We start from the raw sequence: 23,142 nt of genomic DNA on the forward strand, positions 1-23,142 counted from the left end.
ACCCAATGATTTAGTCATAGATTTATTAGCAAATTTTCGAGTTGTGGATCACACTCTTGCGTATCATTAATTTCATGTCACCAAACAATTCCGAGAACACGACCGAAAACACCGCAACGACTGATAGCTCGGTCACATCGAGCCCAGCCGATGGAATTGCTGACAAGTCTGGAAACAAACTCCGCCGCTCCACCTCGGCGCCCAAGACCTTGTCCACGGCTCCAACCGCTGAAGCGCAGGCGTCAATAGCAAAGGCGCTGCAGACCGTCCTCGACGGCGACTTCCCGGAAGCACGCGAGGAAACCCGCAGCCTGCTGGCAGACCCAGACATCCTGCCGCGCACCGACCTGGACCTCGAGCAGTCCCGTGCCCGCACCACCGAGCACCTGCAGCGTGTGCTTGAATCCGGGGTGCCGAAACACGCCTTCCGCGCCGACCAGGGCGGCACGGGAGAAACCGGCCGTTGCCTGACCTCCATCGAGATGCTAGGGCATGCCGACCTGTCGCTCATGGTGAAGTCCGGAGTGCAGTGGGGCCTGTTCGGCGGCGCCGTCGGCAACCTGGGAACCGAGCGCCACCAGGAGATGGTGGGGAAGCTGATGAACCTCGAGGCCCTCGGCTGCTTCGCCATGACCGAGCGCGGACACGGCTCCGACGTGCAGCAGCTGGAGACCACGGCGACTTACGACGCGGAGACGCAGGAGTTCATCATCAACTCCCCCACCGCCTCCGCCGAGAAGTGGTTTATCGGCAATGCGGCGCGCGATGGCCGCTGGGCGGCAGTGTTTGCGCAGCTCATTGTCCCCGATGCTGAGAACGCGACCGAAGCTGGCGACGACGCGCAGGCTGAATCGCAGGGCGTGCACTGCCTGCTGGTGCGCATCCGCGAAGACGACGGCTCCCCCATCGACGGCGTGCGCATCGGTGACCACGGCCACAAGGGCGGGCTGAAGGGCGTGGACAACGGCACCATCAGCTTCGATAACCACCGCGTACCCCGCGAGGCACTGCTGAACCGCTTCGCCGACGTGGACGAGGCCGGCAACTACACCTCCCCCATCGAAAACCCGAACCGCCGCTTCTTCACGATGCTCGGAGCCCTGGTGCGCGGGCGCGTGACCGTGGGAGCTGCCGCAGGCGCGGCCGCCCGCACCGCGCTAGACATTGCTGTGACGTACGCGAACCTGCGGCGTCAATTCGCTCCCGACGATTCGCTCCCCGAAAACCGCCTGATCGAGCACCGTTGGCACCGCCTGCGCCTCATCCCGCGCGTGGCCCGCGCCTACGGCCTGCAGTTCGCCACGAACAAGCTGATCGCGCGCGTGCACGAGCTGGACCAGCGGGGCGTGGAACCGACCGAATACACCAAGGAACAGCAGGCCGACCAGCGCGAAGTTGAAGCGCACGCCGCAGCACTGAAAGCCGCCAACACCGCGCACGCCACCGACACGATCCAGGAGGCCCGCGAGGCCTGCGGCGGCGCGGGCTACATGGCGGAGAACCTGCTGACCACGCTGAAGGCGGACTCGGATGTGTTCACCACCTTCGAGGGCGACAACGTGGTGATGATGCAGCTGGCAGCGAAGGAACTAATGACGGGCTTCGCCAAGGAGCTCGGCGGCCTGAACCCGATGGAGATGGTGCGCTTCGGTCTGGATAGCTTCGGCAACCTGCTGCGCCGCCGCACCGCCGCAGACGCGCTGATCCAGAACCTGGTGGATACGTTCAGCGACTCCGAGGAGACCTCGCTGTTCGACCCGGCCTACCAGATCAACCTGCTCAGCGAACGGGAGGATCGCCTGATGCGCTCCCTCGCCCGCCGCCTGCGCCCCGCCCGCAAGATGGATGTGGACGAAGCGGCGAAGGTAGTCGATCGCGCGCAGGATCACCTGCTGGCCGTCGGCTGGGCGCACGTCGATCGCATCATCTTCGAGGCCTTCGTGGAGGCCGAGTCCAAGCTGGATTCAGAGAACGCGCAGCGCGTTCTGGAGCAGGTGCGCCTGGTGTACTTCCTCAGCTGCATCGTGGACAACGCCAGCTGGTACCTGGAGCAAAACCTGCTGACGGGTACCCGCACCAAGGCCGCCCGCGCCGCGCTGAACGACCTTGTAGATTCCCTGGGGCCCTGGTCGCAGACGCTGGTGGACGCTTTCGGCATTCCGGACCACATCACGGACCTGAAGCTGATGGAGGGCTACGAGGCGATGGTTCCCAAGTACGAGTCGGATCCGGCCGCGGGGCAGGCAGGGTAGCTGGTTCCGGCTACCCGTGCCACGGTGCGGCGACGAGGCGCGGTGCCCTGCCCAGGAAATTTGTGACGCCACTAGTTGCCTCTTCGCCAAGCGCGTCGGCGAAGCCGTCCGCGCTCAGTCCCAAGAGGTATTGGCCGATTCCGGCCATCCCGCACATCAAAGAGCCCGAGAACGTCTCCTTGGTGTTGGCGCCTGCCATGTCTGCAGGCAGAGTTTTCTCAACCAGATCGCGCTGGGCAGCCATTAGCCAACCGGGCTCCCAGGGCAGTTCCACTCCGGTATCTGCTGAAGCTTCCTCCAGCAGTGCAACTGCTTCGAGTACACCGATGCTGCCGTGACAAGCGGATAGCCCCAAGTGGTCGCGCTCCTTCAACAGCTCTGGGGCGATGAGCTGCAACACCTGTTGAGCGCTGGTGCGCAGTTCAGTGTCCACGGAGCGCATAAGAGTTACGGCGAGCAGCCCATAACCCGTCGCTCCGTGGCACCAACCGGCGGCGATGCTATCGGGTTCGCTCCGCTGCAAGAAATCCACGATGTGCTGTACAGCTGGGCGGGCGATATGGGGGTTACCGCCGACGCCTAGGTAGGTATCCACGATTCCCGCGAGACCGTGTGCATAGCCGCAGAAGTCGTCGTCATTCCAAGGCTGGAGGCTCAACCACGTTTCCAATACCTGCGTGCCAGCGGCTATTGCCGAACTGATGTTGGGGTAGTCCTCTTTCCCTCCCACCTCAGCAAGACAACTGAGGACGCGAATGTTGCCTGCCAGCCCGTTGATGACTTCCAGGTCGCTCACAGTAAGCTCGGCGATCTCCTCTTCGCTCAACCCCGCCCAGTTGTCTCGCAGGTCTCTTGCTGCTTGGGAGATGAGGTTGGGAATAGCTTCGTCGCTGGGCGGCGTGGCACTGGCACGGCACTGCGCCAGAGCCAGCAACTGCCCCATAGTCCCCGAGCTCCATCCGGAAGGCGTGTGCTCCCAGGGTACGACCAAAGGCATGCCTCCGGTCCCACCAAATTGTTCACCGAGGCTGGACACAGCGCGCTCCAGAAGTTCTCGAACCGCTGTAACGTCGCACGTCTCGGCAGGGATTCTTCCCTGATCTGCAGCGCTGACCAGGCAAGCAAGGAAGTAAAGGCTGCCCGCTGCCCCGCCATAAAACTGGTCAGAACTGGCACCTGGCTGCCAATTGCGGTCGAAGTCCTCCCCAACCGTCGAAGCGAGGAAGTCGGTGCCGAAAATCGATTCCGGGTTGTAGCCTGCCCGCTGCACAAGGAAGTCGGCAACCTGCTCAAGCAACTCGAGTGGAGTTCCGATTGTGCTTGCGTATTCCTCTGGCGCGTTGAAACGATTCTGCTGGTAACGGCCGATAAAGCTAGCATCGATCCACTTCAGCTGGTCGGCCACCGCCTGCTCTAGTTCTCCTTCGCTCTTGGCTCGCAAAGCTCGCAGGTTGTACTGAACCACCGCAGCAGGACTGCGCACGATTTTGGCATGCGCCGAATCGGCTTCCGCCTTGTCCCCAACGCCCAGAGGGGCGCTCCCCAGGGCACTGCCATCCAGGCTCCTGATCTCCATGGAATCGCGGGCAACGCTAAAGGCTGGGTAATCATCTTCCGCCAATGCGCGCATCTCCGCTTCCCACAGCTGCTTATCGCCCCACAAGAGAATCTGGGCATTCGCCCACGCAACCAGTTCCGGATCATCAACAATGTGTGGGTTCGTCGCAACGTTACGCACATGTGCGTAGCGATAAGTCGGAGTGAGGATCACACGGCTCCGGATTTGGGAGTGCTCGGCCACAATCCGCTCCACAGTGTCGCTGGAGTCTGCGAGGGCTCGAATGCCGGCGTCAAAACCCTGGCGAACAGCCAACCGCACCTCGTCGACCGTGGCGTCATCGCGATCCATGTACAACCCCGCCGGATCCTCTTCAGGCATCGTGGAGACCATTTCAAAACGTCGCTTGCCATCCTTCCCTACGGTTACGCGGGGAACCGGAAAGGGGAACTTCGCTCCTTTAGCCGTGCGCTGGCGGATCAACCCGGTTTCCACCGAGTCCGCTCCTTTTCCGATGCGGTGCGGCAGCAACCCGACGCGCAGGACTGTCTGGTTGAAGCGCTGCTCGTTCTGTGTTTCCCACAGACCCAACTCGGGCTGAAACAGCGTTTCCATATCGATCAGGGTGGGCAGCCCTTCAGCAGCCAGGAAGTTGCCGAAATGGAAGTCCGTACCGGCCAAGACATGCCCAAGGGCTAGCCACTGACCAGCCGCGTGCCAGTACGCTACTGCCGGACGTTCGCTTTCTTCCACGTCCGTGATGTACTCCGACCAGCCGTGATCTGCAGAGGTTATGCACCGTGGTGCACGAGGGAACCCCAGCCGGTCGGTGATCTGCATCATCGCAGCATCACTATCCATGGCGCGAGGTCGGTAGATTACGCGGCGGCCTTCTGTGAAGTCGATGCGCAACACCGTGTGGTGCCCGCAGTGGGGATCACCAAGGCCACCTATCACTTCTGTCACTGCTTCCGACAACCGCTCGGTGCTTGGTTTTACGGCGTGGCTTGCACGCACAACTCCCGCAGCCAGGAGCTTGAGTTCGTCTTCTCGCAGGTGCTGCTCCGCCTCAGCGAACGCAATCGCGGTGCGCTTAAGCGCCCAGGCTAGGCGAATCGCCACGGCGGATTCAGGGTTGGCTTTCAACCGTTCACCGCTGATGAGTTGTTCCTGCAGCCAGCGGCCAGCGATCCGTGCGGCCTCCTGGGTCCACTGTTCGACTACCGCATCTTTGAAGGGTTCTGAGCACGGCCAACTGGTCTCAGAAGGCATCCCAACCAGTCGGCGGAACGCCGGGAAGATGTACTGCGAGAATTGCGTGACGTCTACGGCTTCCCCGGAAAATCGAAGATCCTGCAGGTCAGCAACGGCATCACAGATATTCTGCGAAAGCTCCAGCACCATCTCCCGCGGGTAGCGATTAAGAAGCGCATGGTGTGCCGCCTGCACAGCCACGTTCACTTCGTCTTCACTAATCCAGCTGTGCTGGACAATGCGTTTGCGGAGCTTGTCCCGAATAGCTGCGGACTTAGTTAAAGCGATACTCATGGCGTCGCCTCCTTAGAACGCGCACCTGCACCCGACCTTCGGCTGGCATAGGCGAGCGTCAGGATAAACAACCCTGCTGTTACCCCGAGGAAGTACACCACGCTGAACGCAGGGCTCCATAGGAACTGGCTGGGGTCGACCTGTTCGTAGGAACGGGTGCCATTGGCGAAGGGAAGCAGCGAATGCATCACGCGCTGGGCCGGATCAGAGCCATCAATCATTCCTTCGAAAAGCATGAGCCAGCCCAGGGTGACGGCAATGGCGTAGCCCATGGCGCGGATCGCAATGGACAGCGCTGCGGCGAAGAAGACTGTGCCTACAGCCAGCAAAACAGTCTGAGCGGCCAATGCTGCATATTCGACGGGCGCACCGATAACTTCGGAAATCTCAAGCCCCATCAGCTTTGTTACGGCCAGGGTGACGACAGTCGATAGAACTCCGGTAACTAGGAAAGCGACCACGGCTGTCAGCATCGTCCAACACAACTTCGCACCCCAGGTCAAGGCCCTAGTGGGCATCATCAGAGCCTTGAGTTTGGACTGTCGAGTGGATTCCTCCCGCAGGAACTGCCAGCAGGTCCACACTAGGAGTCCGTAGACACCCACCTGGAAAACTCCTGCTACGGGCATCCGGGCGGAAGGCACCGTTTGCCCGCCATCGCCGTACTTCAGGATCAGGAAAGTAAAGAAACACGACCAGGCTACGGAAGCAACGGCCACGAGTGCCATGATCGTATGGCCAGTTCGCCCTTCCTTGAGTTGGGTAAGTTCGGCGCGCAGTGCCCGCTTGAAGCGTGTAACGACGCTTGGTTGTTCGGTTTGGCGCGGTGCTCCCGCCTTTGTTCCACTGGTCTGCTGTTTTGTGCGATCAATCGTTGGGGTGCTCATTTGAATTCCACAGCTCCTTCTGTGATGCGGTGGAACTCTTCTTCGAGAGAACCACTGTTTTCCTCGAGATGCAGCAGGTCGACTCCTACCGAGCGGGCTGCGGCCGATACCTCCAGCGGTGTCGCCGCTACACGAATGGCGCGGTTGACGGTGACGGGGTCTAGCCACTGCTGCGATTGTTTGTTTTGTTGTTTTTGGTGGTGACGCCACAACTCAGCGACAACCGCCTCATCATCGGTGGAGCGAAACAGCGTGCACGCGGTACCCCGATGCGTTAGTTCATCGAGCTCCCCCTCCCAAAGGGTTTCCCCTTTGCCCATAATGACGAGGTGCTCGGCGAGCCGCTCAGAATCAGAGAGGAAGTGGCTGGACAGCAGGGTGGTGCCGCCATTTTCGGTGTGCTCGCGAATAAATCCGCGCAACCATGTCATTCCGTTCGGATCCAGGCCGTTTACCGGCTCGTCGAGAATCAACACCTTAGGATCGTGAAGCATTGCTACGGCGATGCCGCAACGTTGACGCATGCCGAGAGAGAACTCCCCGACCTTTTGGTCAGCGACACTGAAGATTCCGCACTTACTAAGGCTTTCGTCGACCCTCGAGTCCGGCAACCCCGCAAGCTGGCTGAGGATGCGGAGGTTTGCCCGGGCGCTCAAGGCCGGGTCTAGCCACTCTGCGCCCAACAACGCCCCTACAGTCTGAGAGGGTTCCGGTAATTCGGCGTAAACACGGCCGTTAATTAGGGCCTCGCCGCTGGTGGGTTGGTTCAAGCCGCAGATGGTCTGCAGGGCGCTGGATTTACCGGCGCCGTTGGGGCCGGCCAGGAGGGTAACTCTGCCCCGCGGCACGTGGAAGGTGAGGTTATTCAACACCTTCTTGGTACCCAATTTGAGGCTGAGTTTTGATACCTCGATAACCGCATTTGCTGGGCGAACTGAGTCTTCGTTGTGGTTGGTGGTGAAGGGATTCTGGATTACTGCGTTGGTGGTCATGAATTAACCAAGCTCCTCGTTGTGTGGAGTGTGTTTTGAGGGGTGATCTTTTCGACCTCTAGCCGGTCCGGATGAAGCCTGAAGACCTGATCGGATTCCTCCATGGCAGTCGGTCGGTGCGCGATACTGATGACGGTGATGCCTCTGCGACGGATGGCGCCCATGACTTTCTTTTCGGTCTGCACGTCGATGGCGCTCGTCGCTTCGTCGAGAATGAGGATTCGCGGTGCTGCAGCGAGTGCGCGGGCGAGGGCCAACCGCTGGCGCTGGCCACCCGAAAAGGCGGAGCCCATCTCCCCTACCGGGGTGCTCAGCCCCAGGGGTAGGGCGCGGACAGTCTCCAGCATCTCCGTATCGCGGAGTGCTTCGACGATAGTGCCGTCAGCAATGTCCCGGCCAAAGGCCACGTTTTCCCTAATCGACCCGGAGACCATGTGTGTCTCCTGGGGGACGAAACCAATGATGCGGGCACGCTGCTTCGGCTCCATCTCGTTCGCCGGCACTCCGCCGATCGTGAGTGATCCCGTCGACGGTGAAGTCAAGCCACACAGCATCCTGGCCAGGGTGGACTTGCCGCAACCGGAAGGGCCAACCAAAGCCGTGTTTGCGCCGGAGCGAATCTCAAAGTTGAGGCCGGTGAATACATCTTTCCGAGCACCGGGGTAGCGGTAGCTCAAGTCGCGTGCGGCGATCGTATTCTCGTCCGTCGCCTCTTGATCGCCAAAGGTCTCCTGAGGTGCGGAAAGCACATCGTCGACTCGAGTGATAGACGCCCGCAGTTCCGATAGCCCGGATAACGCAGTAAACGCCTGCGTGAGGTTACTGATGAGAATGGAGAACAGTCCGCTGGAGGCAACCACGGTACCGATGGTCGTCGCCTCCGATCCCACTGATAGCGCGATAACAATCGGCAGCAGCGGGCCGAACACGGTCAAAGCGCCAGTGAGCGCTGTGGTATATCCCGACCAAAGGCTGCGGCGATAGCTCGCTTCAAGGCGCTGCCCGTTAGTCGTGCTCCACTCGTCATAAAAGTGCCCCTCAGCGGCGCTGATACGGATGGGCGTCATAGAAACGATAGATTCCAGCTGCTTGGCCGAACCCTTCGCCCCCGTCAGCACAGCGTCTCGGCTGTACTGCGAAGTTCGCGAGAACGTCACTGCGAAGATGGCCAGCAAGACAGCTGCAACCGCCATGAACATCAAGCCGATGACCGTCCACATGTAGGTCACAATCACCAGCATCGTCACGACAAGCAGGCCATTAAAGATCACCGTGGTGCCATGCGAGGCCAGAGTCATGGTGATGATCGGCGCCGAGTTCAGGCTATAGAGCATTTCTCCGGGTGAGTGCGAACTGAGGTACTCAAGCCGAGCCGTAAGAAGCTTCTGATACGACTCGGTTGACAACCTGGAATCGATTGCCTTGACCAGGCGGGACTCCATCCAGGTGCGAGCAATGGAGACTGCGAGGTAGGCCGTAGCAACTACCCCGATGAGCAGAAAGGCCTCTGTTCCCGGTGAGATCCCGCCATCGTTACCGCTCAACGAATCGATGATCTTGCTGGTGAGCATAGGCGCGCTCGAAGCCATCCCCATGAGGAAGGCGCTAAGCAGCAAAGCTGCACCGAGGAGTGCCTTATTGGCACTCACGGCCTTCCCAATCACGCTGAGCGAAGGGGAACGCCTCAGTTCGCTGACACCAAGGCCAGCACGTGTCAGTGAAGCCTTGACCCCAGTCGCATCTGGGATAGTCCAGTAGAACGCACCCTGCCTTTCCAAGAACTCGCTAAGCGGAATGTCATGGCGCCCTGCGCCCGGGTCGGCCAACCGAACTGTGCCCTGGGTGATCTTCTCGACGAGGCAAAAGTGATCCCCGTCGAGGTGGGTTAGTATTTGCGCTCCGGAGTTTAGGTTCTCCCGCATCTCCTCGATGCCGCCGGTGCACTGGATACTGGGCACCTCGAAATCCATCAGGATGAGGCGGACTTCCTTGCTGCTAAGGCCATCGCGGGAAACAACATACTTTTCGCGCAACTCGTTGAGTGTCGCGTCAACCCCACAACGGCGAAGCAGCATGGCACAGCAAGCCAACCCGCATTCTGCGCTTCGAGATTGCTGATAGATCCTGTACCTCATGAGGTCCTCCCCCCGACGAATGCCGGAACCGGTGATGTTTCTGTGTGATGTGAACGTTCAGGCGTGTACCCGGGGTACAGAGCGTGGAATAGGCCTCCGTAGCCGTTGAGGAAGCCCATGTCCCGCCTGTTATTGGAATAACCGCAGTATCCTCGACCTGCGAAAACAACGTTCTCAGTGAGGCGTGCCAGATCTTCGAGCAATTCGCGCGCGGCAACCCTGTTTGCCTCATCGCCTAAGTGACGTTCGGCGTGGCGCAGGGTGAGTAGCTCACCGGCCAGCCCGTGGCACAAGGAAATATCGTGTGCGTTGGTTTCGTCGGTTCCGAGCTGAGCGATCCGATCTTCCATGCTGTTCCGGTATTCGAACCAGAGCTCTTCCCCGATGTCTCTGAATCCGCTGTGCAAGAGGCTCAGCATCATGCCGCTGGCTCCGTTACACAACGCCAAAGGTTTATCGACGCCACCATCACCCAAGATCAAAGCAGCTTGGGAAGCGATACACCGGGCGAGCTCGTGTTCTGTTTGCACGCGCACAGTTGCAGCACTGTCCGCTGCGGATCCCGTGAGGCGTCGCATGTTACTAACTGCGAGGAGCGTGCCGGCCAAGCCGTGAGCGAGTCCTAGTTCCGCCGAATCGCTTTCCGCCTCCATTCGATGCAGCAAGCGCGACTCTGCCTCGTCCAGAGTGCGTACGAGCCGAAGGTCGCACAACGCAATATTTCGGGTACTCGAGGACTGCTTCGAGAGGAACACCAATGGAGCGAGCCAGCCGCCGAAGAAGTCCCCCAGTTGGTCTTCGTTGCTATCCTCCAGCGCCTTTTCTAGTGACGCCCCTAGGGAGTCAAAAACCTGGCGTTTCTCATCGTGGTTGAGGTTCTCGATGAGCCCAGTAGCCAAGAGGGTGGTTCCTTGCCCGAAGGCGGCCCACACGTGAGGGTTAGCCTCATGCTTCGTAAGCATCTCCAGCAGGGTGTGCTCTAGAGGCTGTCCGCAGCGTCGTTCAAGGCCAAGCGCCCATGCGGTTCCGTCAGAGTAGAACATGGAAGGGCTTTCCAGCATGTACCGCACACCGTTATCGGCAATGGTGTGGCATAGCCAGCGCCGTGTTTCCAGCATCCCGGTTTCCTGACTCTGCAGGTACGCGAAGAGTTTTTGCTCGGGTCGGCATGTTCTTTCTTTCGGGGCTCCCCAGGCGTTTGTCGTAGAGTTTGCCGTAGACAACGTGGCAGACCGACTGATGGCGAGAGTTTCGTGCCCGCTCCACGCCTTTCCGACGATCATCTCCGCGTTGGTGCGAAGCACGCCAATCTGTCTTTCTCCGTCCGCCGACAGGAAGTCGGCGAGCCTCTCGGTCGGGCGGGAAAGCCTCTCCGAAAAACCTTGGTCGGCAATGTGAACCCATGGGTCCTCCGTTGCCACCGTGTCGTCGGCATTGTCAGCGGAGTTGACACTGGATCTGCGCGCCCAAAGTCGCCCTTCGATGTCTGCTTGGAAATATGGAATGTCTAGATCAGCAATCTGCTGAACCTCCACGCCTCCAATCAAGCGCGGGCTGTTAAACCGGCTAGGACCCGAGCTGAGCATCGCCGCCGGATCATCCTTGCCGGTAGTCGCCTCGGGCATCAGCGTGGCGTCTAGTATCGCCTGGTACCCACTGGTCGCACGAATGACCTGACGCCACCTCAAGGATGTCTGAATCTCCTCTAGTGCCTGACACAGCTCCTCGGCTTCGCGCCCCTCTAGGCGCAGCAACCGATCTCGTGTGCTTTCCACTTCGGCAATGAGGAGCTGGAATGCTTGCGCCTTTTCGTCAGCGGTGACGATCTTGCGTGGCAGAACCGTCGACTCCGGCAAGAGCTCTTCACTACGTTCGAAGGCAATTGCATCTGTTCCAGCATTGACAGTCTCGAAAACGATATGGGTCGGCTTCTCATCTGTGGTCAAACCCAGCCCGGCGAAGTTCCTCCACCCCGTTAGTGCTTGTTGTGCGCTCGGGATCAGTCCGGAAGAAAGGATGTCGGTTGCATCAACCTCCACGCCCTCCGGGGCACGCAACTGCACTGCGGTTTCCCCGTCGATGATCACTGGCGTGCTGCTGGCGCTGCACCGCACGTTGTCATTGTGTAAATCCGTCGTTCCCAGGACGTGAGTGGCAACCACCAACCTCCCAGCGCTCTTAAAGAAGTGCTGCGAGTCGAACTGGTCGGCTTCGCACTCATCTACAAAATCCTGCCAGCAGTAATCACCTCGGTCCCAGGTGGCCGGGACATGTTCGAATCGGCCTGCACCAAGCATCTGGCACACACGGTCGATGACTAGTTCACCCTGTCCACTGCGAGGCTTGTATACGAGCTTTCTGGTACCTGCGCCTTCGGACGAGTTTCTTCCCGCCAGAGTGAGGAAAGTAACCGAACGCCCTTCGTTATGGGTCTCTTCATCGTGCAGTTCTATGCCCACTACCGGCGTATCCACTTCCAGATTCAAATACTCTGGAATGTGGTTGCGATCTTGCTCAAAGCGGCGCAGGCATTCTAGGATCGAGCGCAGTGCGGAACGGACAATATGCTCCAGCCGCTTTGCGAGCAGTGGAAACTGAGCATCCACTAGTGCCTTACGATGCCGGGGGGCGCGCAGAAGGCTGCAGAACTTCTCCAGCGCTTCGGAAGAGTCTGGGGTCGCAACATAATCAGTGCCCTCGCGCCACATATGAAACGCCGCGATAAGACAGCGCTGGCTTGCCCAGCGCACTCGTTTGTCCAACCACTCGCAGGCGGAATCAACGACCGAGGCTGCGTCCGCATAGCTCTTAAAAAGGGGTGCATCACCTCCGACGGTGTCTTCTAAGAGCTGGGTACGGAAGTTTTCTATAAAGGGGGTCAGATAAGTAGAAAAGTCAGATTGCGAACATGGAGATTCAGACATTAGTCCCCTACCTTTGCGGTGCAGTAAATGTGATGAATATGAAAGTTCAGTAAAAGTGGTGAATTATGGCGTCAGCAGAAGGCGAATAAATAAAACTAATGAGTATTAAAAAAGACACCATGGCTGAAGCTATGATTCGCTAACAACCACGATGTCCAGAGATTTTTGCTAATCGTCCTTAGAACGGTGGGCGATCGCATAGCCAACGAAGGAGAAGATTATGGCAAGCGCAGCTCCAACGAGCATGTTGTCCATAGTGACTCCGGCAGCGATGCCGAACACCATCCCGACAAACGGGTAAGCCCATTCTTCAGTAGTGTATTTAGACATTCTTTAATCCTTTCCACTAGCCTCAAGAAGGGTGCTTATCCGATCCAAGGCCAGCTAGCGTTTCTCGTCGGTTTAGTGAGCTTTAGCAAGCACTGGAGCACTTAGTGGTGGGGCACAGTGCAACGGAAGCGCCGATCGTCGCCGTAACGATCGCCGGGGCAACGCCGCCGTCGACATCCTGCTCGTCGTTGATCATGTTGCGGATCTCGTCGTTGTTGTAGTGGTTGACAAAGTTGGACATGGTGTTTTCTCCTTTACTGAGATTGGTGTAGCTACAGCAAGGTGGTGTTCTTTCAATAGTTGTGTTGACGCTGTAGCACTGAACCGTGGATGTAGGGTGAGGTTAGGAAGGCAGCCCTAGCTGCAAGTAGGCATGCACTCGACAGACAGGGTGCAGTACTTGCCGTCATTGCCCAGAGCATCGCTGATGCCCATCTGCAGGGAGCGATCAGTCAAGATCTGCGCATCGAGCTCCAGATCCAGCTCCAGCAGGGCTCGGTCTTCGACAATTGCAGTGGTGCGCTCATGCGTTCCAAGAGCCATTGGTGTTTCTCCTTCGAGAGTGTTGTGTTCTTACATGACCGGCTGGTCACGCTTCGGTGATGCTGAGGATGCGAGTTTTCTGTCTCCTCAAGAAAGCCGAAGTATCCGCGGTTTTCGACGTACTTAACAAGCTTCGAATTCTCGCTAACGTCATGTTTTTCATGCCGTTGTTCCTCGATTCCCATGGTTGCATCACAGGCAATTCCAGGAAAGACCAAACAAGTGTTCCGGTACGAAAGTAGACTTGATGTAGTCCAAAGTAGATTGCAAAGTTCAGTTCTTGGCAGCCGAAGGTACCTGTGCTTAAAAACGGAAAAACACCTGGAAGAACCCCTTTTCTTAGCCGCGTGGCTACTGGTCCCGTGACTTCTTCTACTCGACTCGGGCCCCGCAACCGCGACGTCAGAGCTCCCTTGCTGGTGTTTCTCTTATGCGCAGTAGCTATCGGGCTGAACCTTGCTCTCGCCCCTGATGCTTACTCCACCGAGTTAATTCTGATTTCGCTTAGCCTCTGTGTATTCGTTGCCCTCGGGCTGCGATTTCCACGTCTAGCAACCCTGCTCTTCCTAGTGACCTTTACTCTGGCGATCTTCTCTGGAGTGGAGGAATTTCCCGCCTTTATCTTTTTGGCACCCGTATTCTGTGGCGTCATCGCCTTTGCTGGTGAACTCCTGCCCACCATTGCAGTGACTCTTGGCACATTGGCTCTGGGGCTACTCGATCCAGACGTCGAATCACCTGAGGGTTTGGTCACCAGTATCGACCCCTCTGCGCTTCTGATGTGGTCCATCCTCCTACTCATTGGCTCCTTTTCTGGTTGGGCATTCGGATTCCAGGAACGCAGGCGGCACCAATTGGCCGCAGACTGGCAGAGAGAGCTAAAGCAACGCCGCCAGGAGCTCGCTACCACTCTCCACGATTCTGTGACCGGCCCCCTAACTTCCGTTGTACTGCGCTCCGAAACCATGCGTCTCCAGCTCGATACAGAAGCGGACGAGGGTACAAGCAACGAACTCCTGGACAAAGAATCCCTGCGCAATAACCTCGAAACGATTGCGGACAGCAGCCGAGAAGCCATGGTGCAAAGCCGAAAGCTACTCGATCTGCTCCAATCGACAGACTGGGCCCTCTCCAGCGGTGAGGCACCCGCTGTTGCCGATTCCTTGGAGGAGTTCCGCGAAAGAATCAGTCAGCACGGCTTTCGGGTGTTCTTTACTCTGGGCGTCCCCCCGGATGCAATGCTGCCCCACCTGCATACCCCCTCTACCTCACCTCCGTCGACACTTTCACCAGCAGACACTGATGCCTTTCCCAACGGCATCAGCCAGAAGGAATATGCAAGAAACCTCCCCCAGGGAATGCGCCAGCGCACGCTCATCCACCGGCTACTCCTGGAGGGGGCAACCAACATCATCAAATACGCTGAGCCAGGTTCCCCAATCATTGTCTCCATCGATAAGGAGACAAAACCGCACACTGTTGGAATTTGGAACCTCGCCAAGGAAGGAGCCGGAGAATCCGAAAATCAATCATCCCTGATGTCCTCAAAACTCGGCCTTGTCAGTCTTCGCCGTTGGGCGTCTAGAGCTCGGGGCACGATCGAAATAAGGCACAAGAAGTGCGGTCCCCATAGCGTATGGTGCCTAAGCGCTAGTTTTCGCTAAGCAAAGGAGGTACGAAAGTCTACTTTCTCTGACCACCCGGCCGTCCTCAACGCACCCGGTGAGTTTTTTTCCTAGAGTCGAAAGCAGTCACGCAACACGCGCGACGCACTGACCACCACAATCAACCACAAAACACAACTGGAAGAGATATGCGTAAGAAGAAGGCCCTTAAACTCGCTCTCGTTACTGCCGTAAGTGGAAGTGTCGCAGCCCTTGCCCCCTCTGCAAATGCCACTGCGAGCATCCCCGCACCAAGGATCGAAACCCCTGTGACTACCCCTTACGCGCTGTATGACATCCTCAACTGCGACAAAAACCCAGAAATGGTTTGGTGCAAGTAACCCATTATGGAAAGTAGCTCCCCCACACAAATCCTCGTAGTCGATGACGACGCATGCGTACTCACGGCATTGAAACACTACTTCTCTGTCGCCAAAGACATCGAGATCGTAGCCGAAGCCGAGAACGGCGCCGTCGCCCTCGAACAGATCGAGCGACTAGGGGGAGACCTCGACCTCGTGTTGGCGGACATCCACATGCCCGAGGTCGGCGGAATCGAACTACTCCGCACCCTGCAATCCCAGGACAATCCTCCTGTGTTCGTCGCCATGACTTCCATGGACACCGACGAAACGATGCTGGAGATCCTCACCAGCGGCGGCGCGGGGTACATCGTCAAGAGTGCCCGCCCAGTGCAGTTCATTCAAGCCGTCCGGGACGCGATGAACGGCGGCACCGCAGTCTCCCCCGAATGCCTTTCACGTCTCGTGGACTTTATCCCCGAACGCTCTGTTGGTGGGGCAGCTGTGCAGGCACGGAAGTCGGCGTCACCAAATAAACAAGAGCAACCCGGCGCGGCGCCAGACCCGAAAAGCATTCCGGAAGGCGAGCGTACCACCCTCCAACTGCTGGTCCAGGGGCACTCAAACGCGGAGATCGCGAAGGAGGCGCTCTACGCGGAATCGACCGTGAAGAAGCACGTGTCCTCGCTAATGAAGCGCTTTGGGGTGGACTCCCGCCTGCGGCTCGCCATCAGCGCAATCCGCGCGGGGTACTAGCCGAAAACTCTTACGCGGGGGACGAACACCGGCGTTCTGTGGCGCCGAGTCTGATCCGAGACTGGTTCAAGGCCGGTCCAAGGCTAGTCCAAGGCAGAGCCGCATTTGGCCAGGTCGTATTCTTAGGGAATGAGCTCTACCCCCTCCACCTCCCCAGATAGCGCCAGTTCACACGCGAACTCGCGCACCGGCAGTGACAAGCTAGGCGATGACAAGCTAAGCAATGGGCTGAAGGTCCGCCATCTCACGATGATGGGCTTGGGCTCCACCATCGGCGCCGGGCTGTTCCTGGGCACCGGCGTGGGCATCGAGGCCGCCGGCCCGGCCGTTCTGCTGGCCTATATCGTGGCGGGCCTCATCGCCATCCTGGTGATGGAGATGCTGGGCGAGATGGGCACTGTCATCCCCGCCTCCGGCTCTTTCTCCGAATACGCCGAGCACGGCATCGGGCGCTGGGCCGGTTTCACGCAGGGTTGGATGTACTGGCTCGCCACCGTCGCGGTGCTCGGCGCCGAAATTACTGGTGCGGCGAGTTTTATGGGGGCTTGGTTCGGTATTGACGCCTGGATCCCCGCCGCCGTATGCGTGCTCTTCTTCGGAGTGGTGAACCTGCTGCAGATCAGCGCTTTCGGCGAGTTCGAGTTCTGGTTCGCCTTCATCAAGGTGGCCGTGCTGGTGGCCTTCCTGGTCATCGGCTTCCTGCTGATATTCGGCTTGCTGCCGGGGCACACGTTCATTGGCACGGAGGTGTTCACGGCCGATGGCTTCATGCCCAACGGCGTGGGCGGCGTGGCCACGGCGATTCTGGCCGTGGCCTTCGCCTTCGGCGGCATCGAGATCGTGGCCATCGCGGCGGCGGAATCCGAAAACCCGGAGCGTTCCCTGGTCAACGCGGTGCGCACCACCATCACCCGCATTTCCGTGTTCTACCTGGGATCCGTGCTGGTGATTACCTTCCTGCTGCCGCATTCTTCGCTGGGGCAGGCAGAGAACGCGGCCGATAGCCCCTTCACCCAGGTGCTGAACCTGGCGGGCATTCCGGGTGTGGTCGGCTTCATGGAGGCCATCATTGTGCTGGCGCTGCTCTCCGCTTTCAACGCGCAGATCTACGCCTCCAGCCGCATGGTGTTTTCCCTGGCCAAGCGCCACGAGGCGCCGAAGATTTTCGCCCGCGTGGACAGCCGGGGCGTACCGGTGGCGGCGATCTTGTTCTCCGTCACTCTGGCGGTGGTGATGGTGGTGCTGAACTACCTGGATACCGGCTGGCTGCTGACGTTCATGCTGAACTCCGCGGGTGCATCGCTGCTGATCGTTTGGACGTTCATCGTGGTCTCCCAGCTGCGCCTGCGCCCCCACCTGGAGCAGCAGGCGGGCGGCGCGTTGCCGATTCGCATGTGGGGCTACCCCTGGCTGACCATCGCCACGCTGGTTGTGCTGGCGGGGCTGGCGTTGCTGATGCTGACGGATCCGGGTTCCCGGGTGCAGCTGTTCTCTGCAGCGACGATGTTCGTGATCTTGGTCGTGGCCAGCTTCGCCAACTCCGCCATCCGTGGGTTGAGCCCCTTCGAGAAGCTGCCCCTGCCCTCCTCCCTCCAATAGAGCTCACCGCGGATGCACCAACAGCACGGCTAAAGGGGCAGGTAGCGAAAGGAGGATAGTCTGTATCTAAACAATCTAAACACGGTATCCAATTACGGTTCCTCGTCTTCCTGTCGGGCGGGTGTCGCACCCGCATGAGGACATCTAGAAAGGACTTCCCCCGCATGATTCGCACCGCCATCATTGGCTACGGCAACCTGGGTCGCAGCGTTGAGAAGGTTATTGCCGACCAGCCCGACATGGAACTCGTTGGCGTGTTCTCGCGCCGCGACTCCCTAGACACGCAGGCTCGTGTGCTGCCCGCTGCGGACGTTGAAAAGCACAAGGACGAAGTGGACGTGCTCTTCGTTTGCCTCGGCAGTGCCACCGATGTGCCAGCGCAGGCTCCTGAATTGGCCAAGCACTTCACCACCGTCGATACCTACGACAACCACGGCGAAATCCCGAACTACCGGGCCACCATGGATAAGTCCGCGCACGAGGGCGGCAACATTGCGATGATTTCCACCGGTTGGGATCCGGGCATCTTCTCTTTTAACCGTGTGCTCGGCGGCGCGGTACTGCCGGGAGCCGACCAGATGACGTTCTGGGGCCCGGGACTCTCGCAGGGGCATTCCGATGCAGTGCGTCGCGTGCCTGGCGTAGCCAAGGGCGTGCAGTACACCAAGCCTAATCCGGAAGCTATCGAGGCTGTGAAGCGAGGTGAGGGCGCGGACCTGAAGGCCAGGGAGTGCCACCTCCGCCACTGCTTTGTGGTGGCTGAGGAAACCGGCGATGCGGCGGCGGATGAGAAGTTGAAGGATCAAATCCGCGAGGCAATCGTGACGATGCCGGACTACTTCGCGCCCTACGAGACGATCGTGGAGTTCATCTCCGAAGCTGAGTTCGAGCGCGACCACCAGGGCATGCCACACGGCGGGCAGGTGATTACCCGCGGCCAGGCGGGCACTTCCGGTCACGTGATTGAGTTCGGCCTAGAGCTGGAGCGCAACCCCGACTTCACCGCCGCGGTGCAGGTGGCCTACGGCCGCGCCGCGTGGCGCGTGCGACAGGCTGGCGAGACGGGCGCCCGCACGGTCTTCGAAGTAGCTCCGTACCTGCTGTCTGCGGAGCCCCTCGACTACCTTGTAGCCAAGAAGCTGTAGCACCCACGCAAAACCCGGCCAACCTGCCGGCATTCCCGCAGGTTGGCCGGTCACCAGGTTAAGAAAGACTGCCGGCCCAATATGGCGCTTTGGAGTTCTGAGCGCCAACTAGGTTGTAAATAACGGCCCAGATGATTCCCAGCGGTGCAAAGAGGGGGACGCTCAGCCAAGCCGGGGTGTTTTCGAAGATTGTGTCCAGTGAGCCAAGCGGGGACTTGGTGTTCGGAGTTTCTGCAGCCTGTACTTGGGTGGTGGGGGTGTGGTTTTCAGCCTGGGCAGGTGCGGCGAGACCTGCGGTGACAGTTACGGCGGTAACGCCGGCGATGAGCGACTTGTGAATCTTCATTGGGGAAGAATCCTTTCTGAAGGAGTTCGGGTAGAGATGTGCAAAAACCTTCTTTGCCCCCAGGTGCGGTTCCATGAACTATTGGACGCAGACTCGTGAGCTCGGAAGTGCTTTGCTTAGCCAAACGCTTATAAGTGGCGAAACGTTAGCAGTCGCTAGAAATCAGAATGTCCCACAGCAAACTGTCAAGAATGCTGTGGGACATCACATGGAGCCGCTTGCGAGAATCGAACTCGCGACCTTTTCATTACGAGTGAAACGCTCTGCCGACTGAGCTAAAGCGGCGCGTACATTAAGTACGAAGCGTTATCCTAGCCGACGCAAACCCTGAGCACCAAAACGCCATCTGGGGTTAGCCCGGATACCCGCTAGGCCACCCCGCAGCACTGCTGCAGGCGCCCGGCCATCGCATCCAGCGCCACCTCCGGCCGCACGTTGTACCCCAGCACCTCGCGGCACTCCATCACCGCATCGATGCAGCTCACCAGCGCCGACGCACTATTACGCCGCGCCAGTTCCTTCGACGTCGCCGCCATGTCCGGGTGCTGGTGGCCGCCCACCGGCACGCCATCGCCATCCACCGCGCCCGCGGCCTGCAGCATCGCATCGCGGTACAGCCCGGCAATGTCGATCAGCGCCAGGTCAAGCGAGTCGCGGGTTCTTCTGGTGCGCCGGTTCTTCTGCTCTTTTTCTAGCTCTTTCATTCTTCCGGACGCCCCCCGCTGAGACTTTGCAGTACCCTTGCCTTTCGCGCCCACGCCGAGGCTGCTCTCCAGTTCCTCACGCTCCCGCTGATCCAGCTTCTCCAGCTCACTGGCGGCCTCTTCCTCGGCCTTCTTCACCAGCTCGGAGGTGAAGCGGTACAGCGCATTGGGCTCGTACACCAGCTGCGGCAGCTTCAGCGCGGTGGCACGTTTGGTGCGGGCGGCCTCGTCGCTGGCTAGGTGGCGAGCCCTTCCAATGTGTCCGGCCGACACGTCGGCGGCCCATTGGGCTTGCGTCTCATTGAGCCCCAAGGTGGCGTCACTAAGCAAAACACCCTTAACCGCCGCCGGCGAGGGAGTGGGCACATAAACGTGGCGGCAGCGCGACCGTAGGGTGATCGCAATATCCGAAGGGTCGGTCGAGGGCGCGCAGAGCAGGAAGACGGTGCGGGCGGGCGGCTCCTCAACGGACTTCAGCAAAGCGTTGGCGGCGGCATCGTTCAGACGGTCGGCATCTTCCACAACCACCACGCGCCAGCGGGCGACGGTAGGCATGTTTGCGGCCTCGTGGATGGCGCCGCGGATCTCGTCGACCGTCAGCACCACGCCCGTGGTGGAGACCCACAGGATGTCCGGGTGCGTGCCCGCGGCCGCGCTCCGGCACTGGTCGCACTCGCCGCAGCCACCGTGCGGGCACACCAACGCGGTGGCGAAGACCTTCGCCGCGATGGACCGCCCCGAGCCGGGCGGGCCTGTAAACAGCCACGAGTGGGTCATCGCCTGCGGATCCTCCACAGCCCTTTGCAGCGGGCGGCGGACGGACTCCGCGGTGATGCGCCCGAAAACCCCCGGCGCGTCTTCGGCGGCGGTGGCCCGGGTAGTGGCCGCAGTAGTGGCCGGCGTGGTTTCCGTCATGGTTACTTAGTGTAGCTACCGACAAGGACAGGGCAGACGCACCCGGCGCGGGACGACGTGCGTTAATCTGAAGGGCATGAAACAACTGCTGCGCTACCTCTCGTGGGCCTGGGGAACCTCCTGGCCCTTGTACGCAGCAACCGTTCTGGCCACGAACGTTATCGGCGCTACCGCTGTGGCGACGTTCCTGCGCTTCTTCATTCCGCTGCCCGCCGCGCGTGAGCTGACGAGCCCGGATACCACCATCGCCTCGCTGTACTTGATCTATTTCGGAGTGGCCGTGGTCGCCGGCATCGCGATGACTTTGTACTTCTTCGCTCCCGTGCTGCGCTGGCAGCGCACACCGCAGGCCTACGACCCGAACATGGTGCGCGACCTGGTGCTGCGCATTCCGTTGCTGCAGACCGTCACGGGCATTGTGCTGTGGGGCATCGGGGTGGTGCTGTTCACCGTCGTGGCCTGGAGGCATAGCACCGAGTGGGGCATAACTGTCGGCGTGACGGCCACGCTCGGCGGCATGATGGTGAGCCTGATGACGTACATGGAGGCCGAGCGCCTGGTGCGCCCAGTCGCCGCGAAGGCGCTGGCCAAGGGCGCGCCGGACCACTCGCGGCTGTCCCCTCTTTCGCACCGCCTGATGACGACGTGGGCGCTGACCTCCGCCGTGCCGGTGCTGGGCATGGTGCTACTGCTCTTCGCTGCGGCCACCGAGTTCTACCCAGAAGACTCCGGCGGCATCATCCCGGCGATGCTTGCGCTGGCACTGACCACTCTGCTGACCGGCTTTATGGGCACCATGTTGTTCTCCATGGCCGTGGCCGATCCGATCCGCGAGCTGCAGTACGCCATCAACCGCGTGCGCCGCGGCAAAGTGAACACGGACGTGCGGATCTACGACTCCTCGGAGATCGGCGTGCTGCAGGCCGGCTTCAACGAGATGATGCGCGGGTTGCAGGAGCGCCAGCGGGTCTCGGACCTCTTCGGCCGCTACGTCGGCACCGAGGTTGCCCGCCGCGCGCTGGAGGAAAAGCCGGAGCTGGGCGGCGAAACCCGGCACGTAGCCGTGCTCTTCGTGGACGTGATCGGCTCCACCGGGTTTGCCACGGAGAAGGAACCGCAGCACGTGGTGAAGGCCCTCAACGAGTTCTTCGACCGCGTGGTGGAGGTCGTGCACGCCAACAAGGGCATCATCAACAAGTTCGAGGGCGATGCTGCGCTGGCCGTGTTCGGTGCACCTTTGCCGCTGGATGATGTGGCCGGCCACGCCCTGGCCGCCGCCCGCGAGCTGAAGGCAAAGCTGCAGGGGCTGGAGTTCGCCGCGGGAGTCGGCGTGGCCGCCGGGTCCGTCGTCGCGGGCCACATCGGCGCGAAGGATCGCTTCGAATACACCGTGATCGGCGACGCTGTAAACCAGGCCGCCCGCCTGACGGATCTGGCGAAGAAGACCCCCGGTCAGGTGCTGACCAGCGCTGCAACTCTGCGTGCGGCCAACGAGGCCGAGCAGGCCCGCTGGACCATGATGAAGTCCGTGGAGCTGCGCGGCCGCCGCGAGATGACGCAGATCGCCCGCCCCATCCGCGCGACCTTAGCCGATCGCTCGGAGGCTTAGGCTCCGCGCCGTACTGCGGCGATGGGGAGGTTTCTTTTCGACGCCACCTCGTCCCACCACGCCGCCGTCTTCTGCCCCACTGCCGCGGCCAGCTGCTCGGTGGTGATCCCCTTGGATTGCAGCTGCTCGGCCGTGGTGCCTTCCGGCAGCAGACCTTCGGCGTGCAGCGCCTCGATGAGGCCGACGAAGAAGTGCGGTTCCAGCGCGGCGATAGCCACCCAGCCCCCACACTCGGCCTGGTAGAGGCCGTAACCCGGCAGCAGGCCACCCAGCAGAGTGTCCGGGCCGGTCAGGCGGAAGCGGGCTGGCGTGGCGAATTCCGTGGCCATGTCCGCCAGGGCGACCTCGTGGTAGCTGCCCTGGCCGGTGGCGCTTGCCTGCCACAGGGCTGCCAGCGCCTGCGAGACGGCACGTTCCGCGCCCGCCAGGTCGGCGATGGGAACTACGGGCATGACGGGCTCATCGCCGTTGAAGGAAAGGGTGCCCGCGTGTGCCTCATAGGTCAGGTCGTGGCCGGCGACGTCGACGTGCTCGCCGGAGTGGCCGACGATCGCCACCTGTGCCAAGGACGGGTAGCGTGCGTGGAGGTCTTCCCAGCCGAGCCCCAGGCGCTGCAGCGAAGCCGGGCGGGAGCTGGTGAGCAGCAGGTCCGCCTCTGCCAGCAGTTCGTGTAGTTCCTGCAGGCCAGATTCCTGCTTCAGGTCGATGCTGCGCACCTCCTGACCCTCCACCAGGTGCTGGTAGTAGGGCTCGCAGTACAGGCGCATGGGGTCGGCGGCCTTGCCGGGGCCTTCGACCTTGATGACGGTGCCTCCGAGCTCATGCAGGCGCTTGGCGGCGACGGGACCGGGCAGGTTCGGGGCCAGGGTGACGACGGTGAAGTTCGGGAGCTGATTCATGCTTATAAACGTATCAGTTCCCACCCAAAAGTAA

17 protein-coding genes and 1 tRNA gene are annotated in these 23,142 nt (G+C 60.4%); 6 read left to right on the forward strand and 12 right to left on the reverse strand.

The features are described 5' to 3' along the window. Positions 1 to 74 precede the first annotated feature (74 nt). The gene (locus MHX66_RS01765; protein ID WP_239198982.1) at positions 75 to 2,252 is read left to right on the forward strand and encodes an acyl-CoA dehydrogenase family protein; all 2,178 of its coding nucleotides are present in this window, start codon (positions 75 to 77) and stop codon (positions 2,250 to 2,252) included. A 10-nt stretch (positions 2,253 to 2,262) separates the two neighbouring features. On the opposite strand, the gene MHX66_RS01770 is transcribed toward MHX66_RS01765, so the two are convergent. The 8 genes from MHX66_RS01770 to MHX66_RS01805 all read right to left on the reverse strand — a co-directional run bounded on the left by MHX66_RS01770 (position 2,263) and on the right by MHX66_RS01805 (position 13,169). Beyond that, a complete protein-coding gene (locus MHX66_RS01770; RefSeq protein ID WP_239198985.1) occupies positions 2,263 to 5,358 on the reverse strand; it encodes a DUF4135 domain-containing protein in 3,096 nt (1,031 codons plus the stop codon). Further along, complete coding sequence (locus MHX66_RS01775) at positions 5,355 to 6,245, reverse strand: ABC transporter permease (protein WP_239198988.1); 891 nt, start codon at positions 6,243 to 6,245, stop codon at positions 5,355 to 5,357. The genes MHX66_RS01770 and MHX66_RS01775 overlap by 4 nt, the downstream gene beginning before the upstream one ends. Then, the gene (locus MHX66_RS01780; RefSeq protein ID WP_239198991.1) at positions 6,242 to 7,237 is read right to left on the reverse strand and encodes an ATP-binding cassette domain-containing protein; all 996 of its coding nucleotides are present in this window, start codon (positions 7,235 to 7,237) and stop codon (positions 6,242 to 6,244) included. The genes MHX66_RS01775 and MHX66_RS01780 overlap by 4 nt, the downstream gene beginning before the upstream one ends. After that, entirely contained in the window at positions 7,234 to 9,372 is a 2,139-nt protein-coding gene (locus MHX66_RS01785; RefSeq protein WP_255717075.1) for a peptidase domain-containing ABC transporter, read from the reverse strand. The genes MHX66_RS01780 and MHX66_RS01785 overlap by 4 nt, the downstream gene beginning before the upstream one ends. Next, a complete protein-coding gene (locus MHX66_RS01790) occupies positions 9,369 to 12,296 on the reverse strand; it encodes a DUF4135 domain-containing protein (protein WP_239198997.1) in 2,928 nt (975 codons plus the stop codon). Before MHX66_RS01790 ends, MHX66_RS01785 begins: the two co-directional genes overlap by 4 nt. A gap of 168 nt (positions 12,297 to 12,464) precedes the next feature. Then, positions 12,465 to 12,626, reverse strand: coding sequence for a hypothetical protein (locus tag MHX66_RS01795; protein ID WP_153245959.1), 162 nt, complete (start codon positions 12,624 to 12,626; stop codon positions 12,465 to 12,467). A gap of 82 nt (positions 12,627 to 12,708) precedes the next feature. Continuing rightward, positions 12,709 to 12,867: a class II lanthipeptide, LchA2/BrtA2 family gene (locus tag MHX66_RS01800; protein ID WP_239199000.1), complete on the reverse strand. Its 159-nt coding sequence runs from the start codon at positions 12,865 to 12,867 to the stop codon at positions 12,709 to 12,711. Between the two features lie 116 nt (positions 12,868 to 12,983). Beyond that, on the reverse strand, positions 12,984 to 13,169 hold the full coding sequence (locus tag MHX66_RS01805; protein WP_239199003.1) for a lichenicidin alpha family lanthipeptide: 186 nt from the start codon (positions 13,167 to 13,169) through the stop codon (positions 12,984 to 12,986). Between the two features lie 569 nt (positions 13,170 to 13,738). Here MHX66_RS01805 and MHX66_RS01810 point away from each other — a divergent pair. From MHX66_RS01810 to MHX66_RS01825, 4 genes are all read left to right on the forward strand, one after another. Beyond that, entirely contained in the window at positions 13,739 to 14,833 is a 1,095-nt protein-coding gene (locus tag MHX66_RS01810; RefSeq protein ID WP_239199006.1) for a histidine kinase dimerization/phosphoacceptor domain-containing protein, read from the forward strand. A 347-nt stretch (positions 14,834 to 15,180) separates the two neighbouring features. Continuing rightward, a complete protein-coding gene (locus tag MHX66_RS01815) occupies positions 15,181 to 15,891 on the forward strand; it encodes a response regulator transcription factor (RefSeq protein WP_239199009.1) in 711 nt (236 codons plus the stop codon). A gap of 249 nt (positions 15,892 to 16,140) precedes the next feature. Further along, positions 16,141 to 17,490, forward strand: a complete 1,350-nt coding sequence (locus tag MHX66_RS01820) for an amino acid permease (RefSeq protein ID WP_239199094.1) — start codon at positions 16,141 to 16,143, stop codon at positions 17,488 to 17,490. Positions 17,491 to 17,654: 164 nt separating this feature from the next. Beyond that, positions 17,655 to 18,635 (forward strand): diaminopimelate dehydrogenase, encoded by a 981-nt coding sequence (locus MHX66_RS01825; protein WP_239199012.1) that lies wholly within the window; start codon positions 17,655 to 17,657, stop codon positions 18,633 to 18,635. Positions 18,636 to 18,693: 58 nt separating this feature from the next. Here the strand turns inward: MHX66_RS01825 and MHX66_RS01830 are convergent, their stop codons facing one another. The 3 genes from MHX66_RS01830 to MHX66_RS01840 all read right to left on the reverse strand — a co-directional run bounded on the left by MHX66_RS01830 (position 18,694) and on the right by MHX66_RS01840 (position 20,600). Then, the gene (locus tag MHX66_RS01830) at positions 18,694 to 18,981 is read right to left on the reverse strand and encodes a hypothetical protein (protein WP_239199015.1); all 288 of its coding nucleotides are present in this window, start codon (positions 18,979 to 18,981) and stop codon (positions 18,694 to 18,696) included. A 209-nt stretch (positions 18,982 to 19,190) separates the two neighbouring features. Further along, a tRNA-Thr gene (locus MHX66_RS01835) sits at positions 19,191 to 19,266 on the reverse strand. A gap of 83 nt (positions 19,267 to 19,349) precedes the next feature. Next, positions 19,350 to 20,600, reverse strand: coding sequence for a DNA polymerase III subunit delta' (locus MHX66_RS01840; protein WP_239199018.1), 1,251 nt, complete (start codon positions 20,598 to 20,600; stop codon positions 19,350 to 19,352). Positions 20,601 to 20,676: 76 nt separating this feature from the next. On the opposite strand from MHX66_RS01840, the gene MHX66_RS01845 reads away from it, so the two are divergent. Next, positions 20,677 to 22,209 (forward strand): adenylate/guanylate cyclase domain-containing protein, encoded by a 1,533-nt coding sequence (locus MHX66_RS01845; RefSeq protein ID WP_005292231.1) that lies wholly within the window; start codon positions 20,677 to 20,679, stop codon positions 22,207 to 22,209. On the opposite strand, the gene MHX66_RS01850 is transcribed toward MHX66_RS01845, so the two are convergent. Then, on the reverse strand, positions 22,206 to 23,108 hold the full coding sequence (locus tag MHX66_RS01850; RefSeq protein ID WP_239199021.1) for a CoA transferase: 903 nt from the start codon (positions 23,106 to 23,108) through the stop codon (positions 22,206 to 22,208). The genes MHX66_RS01845 and MHX66_RS01850 overlap by 4 nt on opposite strands. Positions 23,109 to 23,142 lie beyond the last annotated feature (34 nt).

The organism is Corynebacterium sp. ACRPH (assembly GCF_022347285.1).
GTDB lineage: Bacteria > Actinomycetota > Actinomycetes > Mycobacteriales > Mycobacteriaceae > Corynebacterium.

Bases quoted from the DNA above. Each gene is read 5' to 3' on its own strand.
- MHX66_RS01765 (WP_239198982.1), top strand. From the start codon at position 75: ATGTCACCAAACAATTCCGAGAACACGACCGAAAACACCGCAACGACT.
- MHX66_RS01770 (WP_239198985.1), bottom strand. From the start codon at position 5,358: ATGAGTATCGCTTTAACTAAGTCCGCAGCTATTCGGGACAAGCTCCGC.
- MHX66_RS01775 (WP_239198988.1), bottom strand. From the start codon at position 6,245: ATGAGCACCCCAACGATTGATCGCACAAAACAGCAGACCAGTGGAACA.
- MHX66_RS01780 (WP_239198991.1), bottom strand. From the start codon at position 7,237: ATGACCACCAACGCAGTAATCCAGAATCCCTTCACCACCAACCACAAC.
- MHX66_RS01785 (WP_255717075.1), bottom strand. From the start codon at position 9,372: ATGAGGTACAGGATCTATCAGCAATCTCGAAGCGCAGAATGCGGGTTG.
- MHX66_RS01790 (WP_239198997.1), bottom strand. From the start codon at position 12,296: ATGTCTGAATCTCCATGTTCGCAATCTGACTTTTCTACTTATCTGACC.
- MHX66_RS01795 (WP_153245959.1), bottom strand. From the start codon at position 12,626: ATGTCTAAATACACTACTGAAGAATGGGCTTACCCGTTTGTCGGGATG.
- MHX66_RS01800 (WP_239199000.1), bottom strand. From the start codon at position 12,867: ATGTCCAACTTTGTCAACCACTACAACAACGACGAGATCCGCAACATG.
- MHX66_RS01805 (WP_239199003.1), bottom strand. From the start codon at position 13,169: ATGGCTCTTGGAACGCATGAGCGCACCACTGCAATTGTCGAAGACCGA.
- MHX66_RS01815 (WP_239199009.1), top strand. From the start codon at position 15,181: ATGGAAAGTAGCTCCCCCACACAAATCCTCGTAGTCGATGACGACGCA.
- MHX66_RS01820 (WP_239199094.1), top strand. From the start codon at position 16,141: ATGATGGGCTTGGGCTCCACCATCGGCGCCGGGCTGTTCCTGGGCACC.
- MHX66_RS01825 (WP_239199012.1), top strand. From the start codon at position 17,655: ATGATTCGCACCGCCATCATTGGCTACGGCAACCTGGGTCGCAGCGTT.
- MHX66_RS01830 (WP_239199015.1), bottom strand. From the start codon at position 18,981: ATGAAGATTCACAAGTCGCTCATCGCCGGCGTTACCGCCGTAACTGTC.
- MHX66_RS01840 (WP_239199018.1), bottom strand. From the start codon at position 20,600: ATGACGGAAACCACGCCGGCCACTACTGCGGCCACTACCCGGGCCACC.
- MHX66_RS01845 (WP_005292231.1), top strand. From the start codon at position 20,677: ATGAAACAACTGCTGCGCTACCTCTCGTGGGCCTGGGGAACCTCCTGG.
- MHX66_RS01850 (WP_239199021.1), bottom strand. From the start codon at position 23,108: ATGAATCAGCTCCCGAACTTCACCGTCGTCACCCTGGCCCCGAACCTG.